Origin of the sequence: Moraxella caviae (assembly GCF_002014985.1) — a bacterium.
Classification (GTDB): Bacteria; Pseudomonadota; Gammaproteobacteria; order Pseudomonadales; family Moraxellaceae; genus Moraxella; species Moraxella caviae.
In genome coordinates, this window is sequence record NZ_MUXU01000077.1 from 1 (window position 1) to 17,431 (window position 17,431).

14 protein-coding genes and 1 other RNA gene are annotated in these 17,431 nt (G+C 46.8%); 10 read left to right on the top strand and 5 right to left on the bottom strand.

Annotated features, from left to right (window positions below; genetic code table 11):
* Window positions 1–67 precede the first annotated feature (67 nt).
* The 3 genes from B0181_RS10375 to rpiA all read left to right on the top strand — a co-directional run bounded on the left by B0181_RS10375 (window position 68) and on the right by rpiA (window position 1,641).
* Entirely contained in the window at window positions 68–583 is a 516-nt protein-coding gene (locus tag B0181_RS10375; RefSeq protein ID WP_078277425.1) for a SixA phosphatase family protein, read from the top strand.
* A 176-nt stretch (window positions 584–759) separates the two neighbouring features.
* An RNA gene (gene ffs / locus B0181_RS10380) (signal recognition particle sRNA small type) lies at window positions 760–856 on the top strand.
* A 125-nt stretch (window positions 857–981) separates the two neighbouring features.
* Window positions 982–1,641, top strand: a complete 660-nt coding sequence (gene rpiA, locus B0181_RS10385) for a ribose-5-phosphate isomerase RpiA (protein ID WP_078277426.1) — start codon at window positions 982–984, stop codon at window positions 1,639–1,641.
* Window positions 1,642–1,863: 222 nt separating this feature from the next.
* On the opposite strand, the gene B0181_RS10390 is transcribed toward rpiA, so the two are convergent.
* Window positions 1,864–2,631, bottom strand: coding sequence for a Nif3-like dinuclear metal center hexameric protein (locus tag B0181_RS10390; RefSeq protein ID WP_078277427.1), 768 nt, complete (start codon window positions 2,629–2,631; stop codon window positions 1,864–1,866).
* Window positions 2,632–3,103: 472 nt separating this feature from the next.
* Between B0181_RS10390 and B0181_RS10400 the strand changes: the two genes are divergently transcribed.
* The gene (locus tag B0181_RS10400) at window positions 3,104–4,453 is read left to right on the top strand and encodes a S1C family serine protease (RefSeq protein WP_078277429.1); all 1,350 of its coding nucleotides are present in this window, start codon (window positions 3,104–3,106) and stop codon (window positions 4,451–4,453) included.
* Between the two features lie 167 nt (window positions 4,454–4,620).
* On the opposite strand, the gene B0181_RS10405 is transcribed toward B0181_RS10400, so the two are convergent.
* Complete coding sequence (locus B0181_RS10405; RefSeq protein WP_078277430.1) at window positions 4,621–5,877, bottom strand: NRAMP family divalent metal transporter; 1,257 nt, start codon at window positions 5,875–5,877, stop codon at window positions 4,621–4,623.
* Window positions 5,878–6,384: 507 nt separating this feature from the next.
* Window positions 6,385–7,638, bottom strand: coding sequence for a sulfate adenylyltransferase (gene sat, locus B0181_RS10410; RefSeq protein WP_078277431.1), 1,254 nt, complete (start codon window positions 7,636–7,638; stop codon window positions 6,385–6,387).
* Window positions 7,639–8,295: 657 nt separating this feature from the next.
* On the opposite strand from sat, the gene B0181_RS10415 reads away from it, so the two are divergent.
* From B0181_RS10415 to B0181_RS10435, 5 genes are all read left to right on the top strand, one after another.
* Window positions 8,296–9,546 (top strand): O-succinylhomoserine sulfhydrylase, encoded by a 1,251-nt coding sequence (locus B0181_RS10415; protein ID WP_078277432.1) that lies wholly within the window; start codon window positions 8,296–8,298, stop codon window positions 9,544–9,546.
* A gap of 145 nt (window positions 9,547–9,691) precedes the next feature.
* The gene (locus B0181_RS10420; protein WP_078277433.1) at window positions 9,692–10,366 is read left to right on the top strand and encodes a tetratricopeptide repeat protein; all 675 of its coding nucleotides are present in this window, start codon (window positions 9,692–9,694) and stop codon (window positions 10,364–10,366) included.
* A gap of 221 nt (window positions 10,367–10,587) precedes the next feature.
* Window positions 10,588–11,718: a class Ia ribonucleoside-diphosphate reductase subunit beta gene (gene nrdB / locus B0181_RS10425; RefSeq protein ID WP_078277434.1), complete on the top strand. Its 1,131-nt coding sequence runs from the start codon at window positions 10,588–10,590 to the stop codon at window positions 11,716–11,718.
* A gap of 169 nt (window positions 11,719–11,887) precedes the next feature.
* The gene (locus B0181_RS12510) at window positions 11,888–12,295 is read left to right on the top strand and encodes a 2Fe-2S iron-sulfur cluster-binding protein (protein ID WP_078277435.1); all 408 of its coding nucleotides are present in this window, start codon (window positions 11,888–11,890) and stop codon (window positions 12,293–12,295) included.
* Between the two features lie 119 nt (window positions 12,296–12,414).
* Complete coding sequence (locus B0181_RS10435; protein WP_133141460.1) at window positions 12,415–13,179, top strand: hypothetical protein; 765 nt, start codon at window positions 12,415–12,417, stop codon at window positions 13,177–13,179.
* A gap of 120 nt (window positions 13,180–13,299) precedes the next feature.
* Here B0181_RS10435 and ppk2 read toward each other — a convergent pair whose 3' ends face one another.
* Both ppk2 and B0181_RS10445 read right to left on the bottom strand, forming a co-directional pair.
* Complete coding sequence (gene ppk2, locus B0181_RS10440; protein ID WP_078277437.1) at window positions 13,300–14,346, bottom strand: polyphosphate kinase 2; 1,047 nt, start codon at window positions 14,344–14,346, stop codon at window positions 13,300–13,302.
* 362 nt (window positions 14,347–14,708) lie between these two features.
* The gene (locus tag B0181_RS10445) at window positions 14,709–16,073 is read right to left on the bottom strand and encodes an ABC1 kinase family protein (RefSeq protein ID WP_078277438.1); all 1,365 of its coding nucleotides are present in this window, start codon (window positions 16,071–16,073) and stop codon (window positions 14,709–14,711) included.
* A gap of 462 nt (window positions 16,074–16,535) precedes the next feature.
* Between B0181_RS10445 and B0181_RS10455 the strand changes: the two genes are divergently transcribed.
* Entirely contained in the window at window positions 16,536–17,237 is a 702-nt protein-coding gene (locus tag B0181_RS10455; RefSeq protein ID WP_078277440.1) for an NAD-dependent epimerase/dehydratase family protein, read from the top strand.
* Window positions 17,238–17,431 lie beyond the last annotated feature (194 nt).

Consider the following 17,431-nt stretch of genomic DNA (forward strand, 5'->3'; position numbering starts at 1 on the left):
TAATCTAGTACAGCCCCTAATTTATTCTAAATTTATTCCGACAACTTAAAACAATAACGGAACTTTCATGAAACTAATTTTTGTGCGCCACGGGCAAGCAGGACCGTACTGCGCAGACGATGCAGGGCGTGATTTGACCGAATTTGGCGAAGCGCAAGCACGACAAACGGGCGAATATTTGGCAAATAATCATCAGATCGATTTAATCATCGCCAGCCCCTACAACCGCGCCAACCAAACGGCACGCCTGATTTTACAAGCCATCACGGATAAAAATGCCGAAAGCGAAAGCGCAGATATGCCAGCGTTTATTACCGTGAGCAGTATCACGCCTGATGACGATCCTACCATTGGGCTTGACGACATTGACTGCGCCATTCGTAACAAATTTGGCGATGACGCGAACGACAAAACCATCGCCGTGGTGTGCCATATGCCTATCGTGGCACGCATGACAGCAATCCTTGATGGCTTGCCGCCTGCGCCATTTGCCTTGGCGGAATGCCGATGTTTTGATGCGCCTGTGATTGCGCCTGATTTGGGTGTGCAGCGTGCCGCTTTCGTGCCAGCGCAGCCAGAATAAGTAGGCGGATTTGACCGATGTGGTTTGAGCTGATGAGCTTAAGCTGATGACGCTTAAACCAACGAAATTTGAACCGATGTGGCTTTTTGATGTGCTAACGATTTCGCTTGGCAAGCATAAAAATCCAAAAAACACTTGCAAAACACAAAATTATCGGTATAATAGTGGCTTGGCTTCATCGGTAGCTTCGCAACTGTGTACTATGAACCCCGCCAGGACCGGAAGGTAGCAACGGTAGTAGATACAAAGTGTGCCGAAGATGTGCTGATGAAGTCATTTTTTTGCCTAAAATTTGACCTTTTTGGCTTTGATGGCACTTGTCATCACACCAACCCATTGATTTTAATAGCTATTTTGATAGCAATTTGTACAGCAATTTGGCAAAACGAGACATTGCAATGACAGATCCAAAACTTGCCCAAAAACAAGCGGCTGCGGCTGCGGCACTGCGTTATATTGAAGACGGTATGATTCTTGGTGTAGGCACTGGCAGCACGGTGAACTGCTTGATTCAGCTGCTCGATGGCGTGCGCCTAAAAGGGGCGGTGGCTTCATCGGACGTTACCGAAGCGCAGCTAAAAGCGTTAGGCATTGAGATTTTTGATTTGAATGCCGTGGGCGAACTGGATTTGTACATTGATGGCGCAGACGAAATCAATGCGGCAGGCGAGATGATTAAAGGCGGTGGCGGTGCGCTGACTCGTGAAAAAATCGTGGCGGCAGCGGCAAAACGCTTTATTTGCATGGTGGACGACAGCAAAACGGTTGAAAAGCTGGGCAAATTCCCTGTGGCGATTGAAGTGCTGCCGCAAGCACGCTCTTATGTGGCGCGTGAGCTTGTCAAACTGGGCGGCGATCCTGTGTACCGTGAAGGGTTTGTTACCGATTATGGCAATGTGATTTTGGATACTTATGATTTGCCACTGGATAATGTCAGCGAGATGGAAAAAACGCTGAATAACATCGTTGGCGTGGTGGAAAACGGCATTTTTGCTGCCCAAAGCGCCAAAATCATGCTAAAAGCAAGCGCAAACGGCGTAGAAACCGTAACGTTTTAAGGTTTGATGTGGCGATTATCCGCTAAAACACACCTTTAAATACCAATAAACCTTAAGTCTTGGCTTGGGGTTTATTTTTTGGGTTTTGGATAGCGATTCGGTGCGGTAGCAGCAGGTTGGGCTTTGCAAAGCGAAAACCCAATAAATTCAAAAACCTACTTTTAAAAACATTGGACTGCGCTTCGCTAACCCAGCCTGCATTCGCAGCCTAACACTCCGCCATCAAGCAGGATTATCAATATCCACAAATTCCACTTGCAATGATAATTCCTTTGCAATGTACTCACCAAGTCTTTGCACGCCGCCACGCTCAGTGGCGTGGTGTCCAGCGGCAAAATATTCCAAACCAAGCTCGCGTGCTGCGTGTGTGGTGCGCTCAGAAATTTCCCCAGAAATAAAGGCATCGCAGCCCATTTTGGCGGCTTGCTCAATCATGTCTTGTGCGCCGCCTGTGCAAATGCCGATGGTTTTTAGCGTCTCACGGCCGCCAGCGATGTGCAAAGGCTTTCTGCCAAGCGCGCGCTCAATGATGGCGGCAAACTCTGCGGTCGGCAGGGCTTTTGGTAGGGTGGCGATGTTGCCCACAGGGAATTTTTCGTGCGGATACAGCGCGCCTGTGATGGTCAGCCCCAGCATATCGGCAAGGGCGGCATTATTGCCAAGCGTAGGGTGCGCGTCCAGCGGCAAATGATAAGCAATCAGCGAAATGCCGTGCGTCATCAGCGTACGAATGCGCTTGCCTTTCATGCCGGTCAAAGGCGCAGACTCGCCTTTCCAAAAATAGCCGTGATGCACCAAAAGACAGTCCGCACCCACCGAAACCGCATGGTCAATTAACGCCTGCGAAGCGGTAACGCCTGCGATGATGTGGCGAATGGGGCGGTCGGCATCCACTTGCAAACCATTTGGGCAGTAATCGGAAAATTGCTCAGCTTGTAGCAGCGTGTCGCAAAATTGGGTCAGTTCGGTTGGGCTGATGGTTTTGGTCATGGCAGTTGTGATTTAAAAGTTGGAAAAGTTGGATAAATGAAAAAAACGAAAAACTGATGGCGATTGTACCTTGTTTGCCGTGATTGTGCAAATGTTGCTTGGCGGTTGGTTTGTGATGGATAAATGCGGCTGGTAAATCCCATCAATAAAAACTTATCAGAAAATCTTTAAAAACTTATCAGAAATCCACTAAAAACTTGGGCAATAATCACCAGCAAGCGCAAACTTTGGCGTAAAATTTTTAACAATTTCATAACACGCCCCACACCTTGCCTGCTTGAAATTTGCCAAAAATACTCCATTGTGAAAAGTACATTTTATCATTTGGTTCTCGTGGCGTTTGCGTGCTTTTGGTAAATTTTGGTAACTGCTGACAATGTTGGCAACCATTGATATTGACAAGCGTTGGCAGACGATGAGCAAAGCAAACGACAACGAATAATCGCAAATAATTACAAACTTGGATTACAACATGAATACTAAGTTTTCTAAAAATTTCAAATCTGCGCCAAAAACCCAGCGTGGCATCAGCGCATGGACGATTTTTCCATGGCTGATTGCTGGCGTGCTGGCGGTGGCGCTGTGGTGGCTGTTCACCCAAATGCAAGCCATGCAAGCTGCAGGGCAAAACGAAGCCGCCATCACCGAAACACCCAGCGAGCAAGTCTGGCAGCCAGCGATTGCCGAACCCAGCGCGCCTGCGGTCAGCTCTTATCATGACGCAGTCAGCACGGCAGCACGCTCTGTGGTGAACATTTACACCACACAAACGGTGCAAAATCCTTATGCTAATGACCCTGTGCTGCGCCAGTTTTTTGAGTATTATGGTCAGCAAATCCCTGAGCAAGAGCAGGGCGCATCCAGTCTTGGCTCTGGCGTGGTGGTGTCAAAAGACGGTTATATCGTTACCAATGCGCACGTCATTGACAAAGCGGACGAAATCATCGTGGCACTCAATGACGGCAGACGCGCACACGCCACCGTGATTGGCAAAGACACCGAAACCGACCTTGCGGTGATTAAGGTGGAGATGGAAAATTTGGTGCCTTTGGCGTTTCGTAAATCGCCAATCCGCGTGGGCGATGTGGCACTTGCCATTGGCAATCCTTTTGGCGTGGGGCAAACCGTTACCCAAGGCATCATCTCCGCCACAGGCAGAACAGGGCTTGGCGTAACGACTTTTGAAGATTTCATTCAAACGGATGCCGCCATCAATCCCGGCAACTCTGGCGGTGCGCTGGTGGACGCAAACGGTGCGCTGATTGGCATTAATACGGTGATTTATTCACGCTCTGGCGGCTCGATGGGCATTGGTTTTGCCATTCCAACCAGCATCGTTGAGCAGGTGATGAATTCCATCATCGCCACAGGCAAGGTAAGCCGCGGCTGGCTTGGCGTGCAGATTGAAAATGCTGCGCACAATCCTGCCAATTTATCCAACAAAACAGGCGTAACCATCGCTGCTGTCATGTCAAACGGCCCAGCGGCGCAGGCAGGCTTGCAAGCAGGCGACGTGGTAACTGCGCTAGACGGCACCGCCACCAATGACGCAGCGACTTTCATGTCTATCATTGGACGTAAAGCACCAAACAGCAGCGTGCGTGCGGACGTGGTGCGTGATGGCGAAACTTTGCAGCTGGATGTGGTGCTGGGCGAGCGTCCAAGTGCTAACGCCAATGCCAATGCACAATCTCGTCAAGGCAGCCAAAACACCAATCCAAACGCCAGCCCAAATCCCCATATAAATCCGCACGATGAAACGCAGCTAAACTATTTGTTAGAACAACTTGAGCAGCTGCACCGTATGTATCGTGAGCGATAAAATCTTGAGCAGCAAGGGCGTAAATTTAAGCGATTATCTTTTGCAATAATCATCTTTTCAAAGAATTGCTTGCACAAAAAAACGACAAAGCGTGATACTTTGTCGTTTTTTATGTTTAAGTTTTTGATGTTTTATTTGCCAACGGGCTTTTAATTTGGCTGAACGGTTTAGCCAATCATGCCAAAAAATTGCAACAAAAACAGCACGGTAAAGCCCGTCAAAAAGGCGATACCACAAATGGCGTACACTTTCATAAACGGTGTCAGTGCGCCACGGCTTTTTACCAAAGAATAGTTCAAATAAGCGAAAATCGGCGCAGTAACAAAGGCGCTAATCATCGCAAATTTAAGCAGTGTTGCCATTTGCCCAAGGAAAAAGGCAATCAAAATATAGCCGCCGATGATGGTAAAAGTCGTCCACGGCATGACAAAACGCTCGGCTTGCTCGGTGGTTTGTGTTTTAATCAGCGACAAACTCTCTGCATTGGTGCGCCCATAACCGTCTGCGCAGGTGATGACCGTGCCAAACATACACAAAAAGGCAATCACCAGCACCAAAGGACGCGCCCAATCACCGATGGTGTTGGTGTACATATCAATCAGCTGCCCAACATACGCACCGCCTTGCATGGCAATCTCTTGACCGCTGCCATATTGCACAAACACGCCAAGCGCCAAGAAAAACAGCGCCAAAATCGCCGAAGTCAGATAGCCCACGTTAAAATCCACCATGCCTTGAAAACGGCTGGTGTGATCGGTGCGAATTTTCTTAGAAGTCCACACAGACGTGATTGCCGAAAATTCCAAAGGCGCAGGCATCCAGCCCATCAAAGCGATGATAAAGCCCAGTGCTGCCAAATTCCAAGGCGACGCTTCAATAAAATCAGGCGCAGCCACCGCAGGCTTACCTGCCGCCACAAACACCGCAGCGATGGTGGCAACCGTTAAACTTGCAATAATCCACTTGGTGATGCCGTCCAGCGCCTTATAATGCCCCGCAATCAAAATCAGCCATGCCGCTGCCATCACGATTGCCGATAATGTCAGCGTGCTAAGCTCAAAGGGCAGCATATAGCCCAAAATCACCGCACACAAAAGCGCCACCGCACCTGTGCTGATGATGCCTGTAACGATACACAGCACAAAAAACACCCACAAATACGCACGCGATTTTTCGGCATAACCTGCCACTAGGCTGTTGCCTGTGCTATAAGCGTACTCGGTGGCGAAGCGATAAAATGGATATTTGAACAAGTTCGCCAGCACAATCATGATGGCAAGCTGCCAGCCGTACAATGCGCCTGCTTGCGTCGATGAAATCAAATGCGAACCGCCAATGGCCGCTGACGCCATCAAAAGCCCCGGCCCAAAAGACTTCCAGCTTAATTTGCGTGCGTCATCAGCATGAATTTGAGAATTTGTCATAACGTTCTCGGTAAAAAATGCCTTATCATAAAATTACAAACCACAAGAAAATCTTTTTAAAATCAAATAATTGTCAGGATTTTAATGCTGTCAAAAACCTAAGATTTTCCCATAGTAACAAAACTGCAACAGAATATCACAATTTTGCACATAATTGCACGCGGTTTTGCCCATAAAAATGATAGATAAATTTTGGGTAAATAATAACTTTTGGTTTGGGTTTGGTTGGAAAGCGGTTGAATGAGTCAAATTAACGGACGATTTGCGAGTTGAATAAAAAGCGGTTAAATTTGAATGAAAGGGTGATTTGTAAGTTGGGTTAGCGGTGCGATAAACTAAACCTAAAACGTTGGGTTTTTACTTTGCTCAACCCAACTTATTTATCCGAAAAATACAAAAATGCAAGCTAAGTTGGCGAAAGCATAACCCAGCATTTTTCATACTTCATAACAAAATAGCACGACCATTTGCCGTGCTATTTTGGATTTAAATTATAACGTCAAACAATCAGCTTTCAGAAGCATAATATTTGCGCAAAATTTGCAGCACTTCAGGGCGGCTGAACGTATTTGGTACGTCATCGCCATTGGCAAGCGCATTTCGTAGTGCCGTGCCGCTGATTTTGACGTGCGATTTGGCATCGTGCGGGCAGGTTTTGGCGCTTGCCATGCCTGCGCATTCATGACAATAAAACGTCCAGTCAATTTTTAAAGGCTTGGTAATCAGTGCATCTTTATCCAGCGTGTCAAAGATTTTTTGGGCATCAAATGCGCCATAATAATCGCCCACACCAGCATGGTCGCGCCCCACAATCAAATGGCTGCAGCCGTAATTTTGGCGGAACAAAGCGTGCAGCAACGCTTCTTTTGGGCCAGCGTAGCGCATATCCAGCGGATAGCCTGCTTGGATTACCGTGTCTTTTTTGAAATACTTATCAATCAGCGTGGCGATGGCTTCTTGGCGCACGTCAGCAGGAATGTCGCCTTTTTTAAGTTTGCCAAGCAGTGAATGCACCATCACGCCATCGCAAATTTCAATGGCAATTTTTGCCAAATATTCGTGCGAGCGGTGCATGGGATTGCGTGTTTGAAAAGCAGCAACGGTGCGCCAGTTTTTAGCCTGAAACAGCGCACGAGTTTGCGCAGGCGTTTTATAAATTTCAGGATACTGCGCCACAAATTCGCCTTGTGAGAATACTTGCACCTTGCCGCCCAAATACACATCGCCACTTGCCAAAACTTGCGCCACGCCCACATGATTTGGGTCAGTTGTGCCAAAAGTGGACGTACATTCTTTGACTTTATCAGGCGTGTAAATGCTGGCAATGCTCAGCACGCCCATCAGCTCACCGCCATCATCATCGCTGGCGTATAAAGCCACGTCGTCGCCAATGTTCAGTGTTTTTGCGGTGGCTGCGTCCGTAGATAAGGTGATGGGAATTGGGAAAAATACGCCTTGATAATCGCCGTCTACGCCGCCAGCGTCAAGCGTCATGCGCTCCACCACGCCCAAATAATCCGCTTCGCCCATAAAGCCGTCCAGCGGCGTAAAACCGCCAATGCCCAGCATGATAAGATCGCCACGCTCACGGCTGGACAGGGTGAGTTTTGGCAAGGTTTGCGCTTTTTTGATGGCGGTTTGCAGCGCATCACCCACCAAGGCAAGCGGTTTTAGGGTGCTGCTGCCGTGTGGTGGTACAAGATTGCTGTAGATGTCTTTGTCGGTAAAGACGTTGGCGTTGGTTTGTGCTAATGTACTCATGATTGGCTCGCTTTTTTAAGTTAATTTGGTTAAAGTTTATTGATTTCAGGTTTATTTATTTTGACTTGATTTTACCGCAGTGATTGATGGGTTCAACGTTAAAACACGCCTAGCTTACCTAATTTTTCGCCAAAAAGGCTATGCCAAAAAACGATGGCTTTATGCGAATTTTGCATGAATGGTAAAGTTGCCGCACGTTTTAGTAAAGCGATTGGTAAGTCAAAACCACACCAAAACCACCGCCTAATCTTTCATTTTATCCGATACAAATCGCAGTAAATTTTAGCCATCATCACATCATAAGAAAGCCATAATTTGCGTGCAAGTTGTGCGCTTTTGTGCTATGCTTAGCAGTTTGATGGTAGATTTTTTTTAGCGTGAGTACGCTTTGTTTTGATTGGTGTTCGCCATCAAATTTAACGCCAAACTCTGCGCTAAAATACCAATGGTTTGGTTGGTTGCTTAAAATCTAAGCATTTGATTTAAAGGGTGTTTTTAAATAATTAAAAAACCAAAGTTTTGGAAAACCAAAATCCCAAAAGGTTAAAACCTTAAAAAATAAAAACCAAAACCATCAAACCAAACACCGATTAACACACCAAAACCGCAAATTAACAACACGATTTAAAACTCAATTTAAAACGAAAAAGGCACACCATGACACAACTTGACCCAAACTGGCAATCAGACGCACTTGACCCAACGCTTGGTTTTTTGGAGCAGACCTTGGCGGTGCGTGGCGGCTATCATCGCACGGACGAAGGCGAGCATTCTGAAGCGATTTTTACCACCAGTTCGTACGTTTATGCGTCTGCGGCGGACGCTGCCGACCATTTCAACGGCAACAAAAAGGGCAATGTCTACTCTCGCCACACCAACCCAACCGTGCGCGCCTTTGAAAGACGCTTGGCGCTGCTAGAAGGCGGTGAGCGCTGCGTAGCGACCGCAAGCGGCATGGGTGCGATTTTGACCATGTGCCTTGCCTATTTAAAAGCAGGCGATCACCTGCTGTGCGCCAAGCAGCTGTTCGGCTCGTCTGTGGCATTGTTTGACACCTATTTTAAGCCGCTGGGCATTGAAGTGAGCTATGTGGACTGCTTTGATAACGCTGCATGGCAAGCCGCCATTCAGCCAAACACCCGTGTGCTGTACTGCGAAAGTCCGTCCAATCCTTTGGCGCAAATTGCCGATTTGGCGTTTTTATCAAATCTTGCCCACACCAATGATGCGCTGCTTATCGTGGATAACTGCTTTGCCACGCCAGCCATCCAAAAACCGCTGCAGCTGGGCGCAGACGTGGTGATTCACTCGGCAAGCAAATACATTGACGGGCAAGGGCGCGTGCTGGGCGGTGCGCTTGTCGGTTCTGATGAGCTGATGGAAAAGGCGTTCACCGTGGTGCGCACAGGCGGTATCAGCCTGTCGCCATTTAATGCGTGGGCGCTACTAAAAGGACTGGAAACGCTGTCTTTGCGCATGAAAGCGCACTGCGAAAACGCCAATCAAGTCGCCAGTTTTCTTGCTAAGCACCCAAAAGTGCAAAAAGTGCATTTTTCAGGACTTGCCGACCACCCAAGCCACGAAGTTGCCAAACGTCAGCATACCGCCTTAAAAAATGTGGCAGGCGGCGAGATTACTGGTGCGTTTGGGGCGATTGTCGGCTTTGAAGTGGCGGATCAAAAATCAGCTTGGCACGTCATTGACAGCACCAAAGTGATTTCCATCACCAACAACCTAGGCGACGCCAAATCCACCATCACTCACCCAGCGACCACCACGCATTTTCGCATGACACCAGAGCAGCGTGTGGAAGCAGGCGTGAATGATGGCTTGATTCGCTTATCGGTAGGGCTTGAAGACGTGGCGGACATCATCGCTGATTTGGCGCGTGGCTTGGATTCTCTATAAGGGATTCTCTGCAAGCGATTCTTTGCAAGTAATTCTTTGTAAACAACTCTTTGCAAGCCAATTTTTACAAACCGACTTTTAAGCCAATTTTAAAACCAGTTTTACAGACCGATTGACCGTAAATCAACCAAAAACCATAAAAATCATGAGCTTATTTTCGTTATTCAAATCAAAAAACGACTCCATCTCCGATCAAATCAAAAAACAGCGTGATGATGAGCGCACCAGTCAAGAGCGTGATGACTTAGCCAAAGCCAAGGCAATCCACGAAAAGGCGTGCGTGCATTATGAAGCCAAAGAATATGACGAAGCTGCCGAGCTGTTATTAGAAGCGGCAGGGCTTGGCTTGGCGGATGCGCAGCGCAGCCTTGCGGTCATGCACTGTCAGGGCTTGGGTGTGCGCCAAGATTATCATAAAGGGCAAGAATTATTTGTCAAAGCAGCCGAGCAGGGCGATGCCAAAGCCTGCCATAATTTGGGCGTGATGTATTATCACGGCTTTGGCGTGGCGCAAAATGCCGAAACTGCGCTGTCTTGGTACGAAAAAGCCGCCGCCCACGACCATGCAGAAGCCACTTATAACGTTGGTGTCATGCTAGAGCGTGGCGAAGGCGCACCAAAAGACATGAAAAAAGCCTTTGAGCATTTTAAAAAGGCTGCCGAGCTGGAATATCCTGAAGCCATCTATTCGTTGGCGGTGTGCCATTTTGATGGGCTTGGCACGGACAAAAACACCAAAGAAGCCTTGGCGTGTCTAAAGCGTGCTTGCGACTTAGGTCATGCGGCAGCGTGTGAAGCCTTGGCGGATTATCGTGCGTAAATTTTTCATAGCAGCATTGTTTTAATTTTTAAACCAACACAATTAAAATCATCACCTGCGCTGATGGCAAAACTGTGCTAAAATAGCCATATTTGCCAGACGCGCTGTGCGAATTTGGCGAAATAAAACGCTTTTATGGCGGTGATTTTCCGTTATGTTATTGAATTTTTACATAAATTTTATTTAAACGATAAAATCAATTTATAAATTTTGGGGTTGTTATGCACTATTCTATTTTTTGTCAAACAAAAAACGACGCATTAAAAGAGCCAATGTTCTTTGGTCAGCCTGTGAATGTGGCGCGTTATGACCAGCAAAAACACCCCATTTTTGAGCAACTGATTGAAAAGCAGCTGTCGTTTTTTTGGCGACCAGAAGAAATTGACGTGTCTCGTGATCGCATTGATTTTGGCGAATTGTCAGCGCACGAGCAGCACATTTTTTTGAGCAATCTAAAATACCAAACGCTGCTTGACAGCATTCAAGGACGCAGCCCAAACGTGGTCTTGCTGCCGCTGGTGTCCATTCCAGAGCTAGAAACGTGGATTGAGACATGGAGCTTTAGCGAAACCATTCACTCACGCAGTTACACGCACATCATTCGTAACGTTGTCAATGACCCAAGCAAAGTCTTTGAAGATATTGTTGATAATGAATACATTTTGGAGCGTGCCAGCGACATCGCCAAATATTATGACGATTTGTACGAAGCGGCGCAGCTGTACAGCTTACATGGCGAAGGCGAATACGAAGTTGATGGCAGAATTATTCATGTTAGCTTAAAAGACTTAAAAAAGAAACTCTATCTGTGCTTGATGGCGGTGAACGTGCTAGAAGCAATTCGTTTTTATGTGTCGTTCGCTTGCTCATTTGCCTTTGCTGAACGCAAAATGATGGAAGGCAACGCCAAAATCATCAAGATGATTGCCCGTGATGAAGCCTTGCACCTAAACGGTACGCAGCACATGATTAACCTGATGCGCTCTGGACGTGATGACCCTGAGATGGTAGAAATTGCCGCTGCCTGCCAAGATGAAGCGATTGAAATTTTCAAAAGCGCAGCCGAGCAAGAAAAAGCGTGGGCGGCTTATTTGTTCAAAGATGGCTCAATGATTGGGCTGAACAAAGACATCTTGTGCCAATACGTTGAGTTCATCACCAATACACGCATGGTGGCGGTGGGCTTGCCTGCAATTTTTGACACCAAATCCAACCCAATCCCATGGATTAACGCATGGCTGTCCAGCGACAACGTGCAAGTCGCTCCCCAAGAAACCGAAATCACCACCTATTTGGTAGGGCAGATTGACGCCGATTTGGACGATGCCGACCTAGACGGTTTTGAACTGTAAAGTTTAACGCACCATTAAGCGGATTTGGGTGGATTGTTAAATAAATTACCGAGCGGATTGTTAGGTAAATTATTAGGCAAACAGCTGGGCGAATTACTGGCGATTAAAATCCATCAAAACACGCTTGATGACACGTTCACTGTTAAGGCTTTGTTTGGCGATTTAAGATATGGGCTGGGTTTTCACCGATGAAATGCGCTTTTATCTGCACGACAACGAAACCTTGCTGGACGGCATGATTCGCACGCACCATCAAGACGTGCGTTTTGAATGTCGGCAGGGTTATTGCGGTTCGTGCCGTATGCGTGTGGTCGCCAAAACGGACGATTTACAGTACACAAAAGCGCCCATCGCCATGCTAGAAGCCGATGAAATATTGGCGTGCTGCTGTAAGACGGCAGGTTCGCTGTCGGTAACGTACCAGCTGGATAATCTTGCGCAGCTTAGTTTATTTGCCGACAATGCCGCCACACCAGCCAAAAATACGGACAGCCCAGCCCAAACAAACTCCAATCTGAATGGTTCGGCTTTGGCGCATGATTTGTTTGCAGGCAGGGTGGATTTAAACAAAGACTGATTTTAGGCAGATTGTTTTTATAATCAGTTTTTCGTTTAGCTTTTAAACAAACCTTTCACCATTTAACCCATCACAACACCGCCATCTTAGGCGCAAATCTTTTCATGGGAGCAATCGCCATGACCACGAAAAATCACACTTTTAAAACCGTATCTCGTAAAGTGCTTAATCACAAAGCACTTAACTATAAAACGCTGACACTTGGCGCATTGGCAATCGGTGCTGTGGTGGGTGGTATGCTGTTTTTACGCCCAAACAAGGCGGAAGTTGCACCCATCATTCCTGCTGCTACCGCCGCCACGCCAACGCCTGCCGTGGTGAAAAAACCTATTTTCGTGCAATATCACAGCATTGATGATGCGCCCACGCACGAACGCAAGGCTTTAGCGCAGCAGGCGCAGCGGCTGGCACGCACAGGCAGCACATCAGGCGGCGAGCTGACTTTTGAATTTAAGCAGGCGACACACGCCAAGATGACTTACCGTTTTGGGCGCAAGCAGCGGCTGACTTTTAAGCCCATCACGCCTGTTTTACCAGCTGGATTTGTGCTGACGGGCAGGCAGTACGAAGGCAAGCCAATACAAGTAGAAGGGCGCAGCACTTATTTGGGCTGGTATCGTTTGTTTGAAAATCCAGACACCAAAGCACGCATAGAAATCAGCGAAACCCAGCTTTCGGCAGATGCACCCATCGTGCTGTATCGTGAGCTGATGAATGAGACGCTTGCAAATACGCCTGTACAATTTGAAACCCTGCACGATAAAAAGGGCGTGGTGTATCATAATGCTAAATTTGCCAAGGGCGACCGCTTGGTGCAAATCAGCAGTAAAGGCGTGGCGCGTGAGCAAATCTTGGCAATGGTGGCGCAGGCTTTGGCGGATTGAGCAAGACACCGCAAACCACCATCAATCTCCATCAAGTAAAACCAAGCAAAACCGCCCAAAGCGCACACTTTGAGCGGTTTTTTGATGAATTTGCCAAGCAAATTTTAGTCAAAAGTCAGCTTATTTGCTGTCTTTTTTACTATCATTTTTAATGGTGGCGTTATCCACTAGCAAATCAGTGCGTTCGTCTTTTTCATACAATGCACCAGCACGGCCGACAATCAACGGATCGATGTTGCCAATTTGTGAGCTGTCTTTGCCTTCGTAGTTTAGCTTGTTTAGCACATAACGCATGGCGTTTAGACGCGCACGTTTTTTGCAGTCAGATTTGATGACAATCCATGGCGATTCGGCGGTGTCGGTATTAAAAAACATCGCTTCTTTGGCAAGGGTGTAGTCGTCCCATTTGTTCAAAGACGCTTTGTCCACTGGCGAAAGTTTCCATTGTTTCAATGGATCATTTTCACGGCTGGCAAAGCGTGCTTTTTGCTCATCGCGCGTTACCGAGAACCAGAATTTCACCAAATGAATGCCAGATTCAATCAAATGTTTTTCAAATTCAGGCACTTGGCGCATAAACACACGGTATTCGTCATCGGTACAAAAGCCCATCACACGCTCAACCACCGCGCGGTTATACCAAGAGCGGTCAAACAGCACAATCTCGCCAGACGTTGGCAAATGCTGCACATAGCGCTGGAAATACCATTGACCTTTTTCTTGGTCAGTTGGTTTTTCTAGCGCCACAACGCGTGCACCGCGTGGGTTTAGATGCTCCATGAAGCGTTTAATCGTGCCGCCTTTACCCGCCGCATCACGACCTTCAAACAAAATTACCAGTTTTTGTCCAGTTTCTTTGACATGGCGCTGAAGTTTTAGCAGTTCAATTTGCAGTTTGTACTTTTGGGCTTCGTAGTTTTTACGGCTTAGGCGGTGCTTGTATGGATAGCCGCCTTCACGCCAGTTGTCCGAAAGCTCAGTGTCTTTTGATTTGTTGGTGCGCATTTGGTTGGCGATTTGCGCCGCTGGCAAATAGCTATTGAGAACTTGTCCAAACTCAGCCAGCTCATCAGGCGTGGCGTGATTTAGCAGGTCAGCCAACTGATCAGCCGTGCGTGGCATGACCTTTTTGGCAGGGGTGGTTTTGGTTTTTGGGGTGGTTGCCATAAAAACTCCTTAAATGCGCAAAATGCAATAAAATAAAGCAATTAAACAAAAGGTATTACAACAAAAGTACTAAAACCCTAATGCTTTCATGGTATCACGAAATGCACATTTTAGCAATAAAAACGCAACAAAATTCTTGATTATAAACGCCTAAATTTACATTTTAATTACTGATAATTTTTAGTGTGTTTTAAAACGTCCATAAAAAACAGCACCGCTGATTAAGCGTGCTGTTTGTGGGGTTTGTGCAAGTTAGTTTGGCTGGCAAACGACTTAAAAACGGATAAGCTATTACCAAAATGGCAAGCAAAAATACAAAGTTTTACGGCTATTTTATTATTTAACTCATTGATTTTATTGAATTATTCTGTGATATAAGGCTGCATCAGTACACGAGCGTCTGTGCGTGCGTCCAGTGCCACCAAAAGGGCGTACGCACCGATAAATTTACGGCTAATAAACATCATTTCTTTGGGCGGTAAGTTAAATTCCAGCGACTGCATGCCTGATTTGGCGGCACTCATCACACGCTGGTACAAATCACTTTTTGCCCAAATGTAGCGGTCAGCGTCATCTAAAAGGGCGGTTTTGGTATTTTCTGGCAACGCATCAGGCTTGGCAAAAGGCTCGCACGCCAGCAAAAACACACTTGCCACGTCCGCTTTTGGCTTGCCGCTGAGTTTGTCAAAAAACTCATAGCCCGTCATCGCCGTTTGCATTTGCGCTTGGTCTTGGAAAAATCCTGCGCTGATTAAGTTTTTAGCAATGCTTAAAAGTTTGTCGTCAAATTGCTTGATTGCGCCAAAATCCAGCAGCACGAGCTTATCGCCAGCGTCATCAATGCGCACCAAATAATTGCCAAAATTTGGGTCGGTTTGCATTTCGCCCCATTCAAAAAGCTCACGCAAAACCAGCTCCATCGCTGCTTGCCCAAGGGCGTTTTTACGCTCGGTAGGTAGGGCGAATAATGAAGTATCGCTTAACGGTGTGCCATGCTCATAGCTCATGCAAATCAGGCGTTTGCTTGAATAATTGTCATAGATGGTCGGCACAACATAACGCTCATCATTTGCCAAATATTGCGCAAAACGCTTGGTGGTATTAGCTTCTAAGGTGTAATCCACTTCACGATGCAAAAGTGCACCAATCTCAGCAAACCATGCGTCCAGTGCCTTGGTTTGCGGTACAGCATTGGTAACTTTTAATAATTGCTTAAAAATAGATAAGTCAGAATCAATCGCCTGAGCCACACCCGGATACTGAATTTTTAGCACCACTTCACGCCCAGAGTAACGATGGCGTGCCTTATGCACTTGCGCAAGACTTGCTGTGCCGATGGGCGTGCGCTCAATCTCAAAATCGTCCACACGCTCTCCAAGCTCACCACGCAGCACTTCATAAATGCGCTGCCACGACAAAGGCGCGGTCTTGGCATCCAGCGTGTGTAGAGCGCGCACGACTTCAGGTGGCAGCCAATTTTCGCCATACAAAGCCAGCATTTGCCCAACTTTCACCACCGAGCCTTTGAGCTTGCCAAGCTCCGCCACCAGATAATCCGCTTGCTCTTGAAGTAGGGTGTGCTTTTGTAGCTCACGCTCTTCTTTGGATAAAAACAGCCCCGTAACGCCGCTTTTCGCCCAATTTTTGCCGATGTTCAGCGAAGTTTTGGCGATGGATAGGCGGCGTGCCAAAGCGGTGGTTTTGATGTCGTTAAGCGGTGAAGTCATGGTTTGGTCGGTGGTTTGATTGATAACTTAGATTGATGATTTGCAGTTTGATGGTTTGCAGCGTTTTACTGGCTGAATAGTCGTTTAAATTTGCGCTATAAGACTGATTTATAAGCGTTTTGTTAAAATATTTGCCAGTAATAAGACGTATTTTAATAGCAAGTTTTGGTGATAAATTTTGTCAGCAAAATATGCCACAGCAGCTTGATTTACTTATTAAGCAAACGCCACATGATAGCAAAATTCGCCCAATTTTTCCATCATTTCGTAAGATTTTGGCAAGGTTTTACAGTGAATGTACAAAAATCCATCTTTGGCTTGAGTGATTTTGCTTTGTAAAAGATTGCAAAAGATTGTAACACTTTTCTTTAAATTTAACCAAAAATTATTGCCAAAGCTTGCAAAAATTTGGCGATGATTTGTGGTAAAATAACCGTTTATCAATCATTTTGGGCAGATTTCATGAAGCGAAAAGCCATCGTTATCGGCAGTTCTGGGCGTGTGGGTCAGGCACTTGTGCGTGAGCTTGTGGCGCTGTACGAGACGGTGATTGTCATCACACGCACGCAGCCTGCGACCATGAGCGAAAATATGCACGTTTATCCTGTGCAAAATTTTGATGCACTGGAAAGCACGATTGGTGCGATGGCGATTGGCGCGGACACGGACGCTTTTAGCTGTCTTGGCGTGGCAAAGACAGACGCTGCCAGCCGTGATGAGTTTTATCAAGTGAACGTGCTGTTTAACTTAGCTTTCGCCAAAGCCTGCAGGGAAAAAGGCGTGGAGCGGTTTTTTTATCTATCCAAAGACGGCGCAGACAAGCCAGAACGTAATGATGAGCTGATTGCCAAGGCGGATGTGGAATATTATCTGACAACGCTTGGGTTTAATGATGTTTGCGTGTTTCGCTTAAATAAGCTGACGCCTGCCAAAACGTCATTTTCACTAAAAACGCTTAGCAGCACAGGTCTAAGATTTGCCAAGCAAGCGGCATTATCTTTGGTGCGTATGAATAAAACCGAAGCGCTCAGTCCACGCCGAGTGGCGGCTGCGATGGCGCTTGTGGCTTATCGTCGTTATCGCCAAAAACGCCAAGCACCAATCATGCGTGTGGTTGAGCATGGCGAGATGGTGGCGATGACCAAAGAAAGCGTGAAGCATTAAGTGGCGTTTTTTATATCAAAGCAAGTAAAGTACATTCAAAACGCACGCAAGCGCACAAATAAATTCTCAAATACCAGCATCAAAATCAAGCCACGCAATCTGAAAAGCAGTAATTCACACCAAAATTTTTGTCAAATAAACTTTGGTTTGTATTTACTGGGTGTTAGAGTGCTGGTTAAACTTCGCATAATATA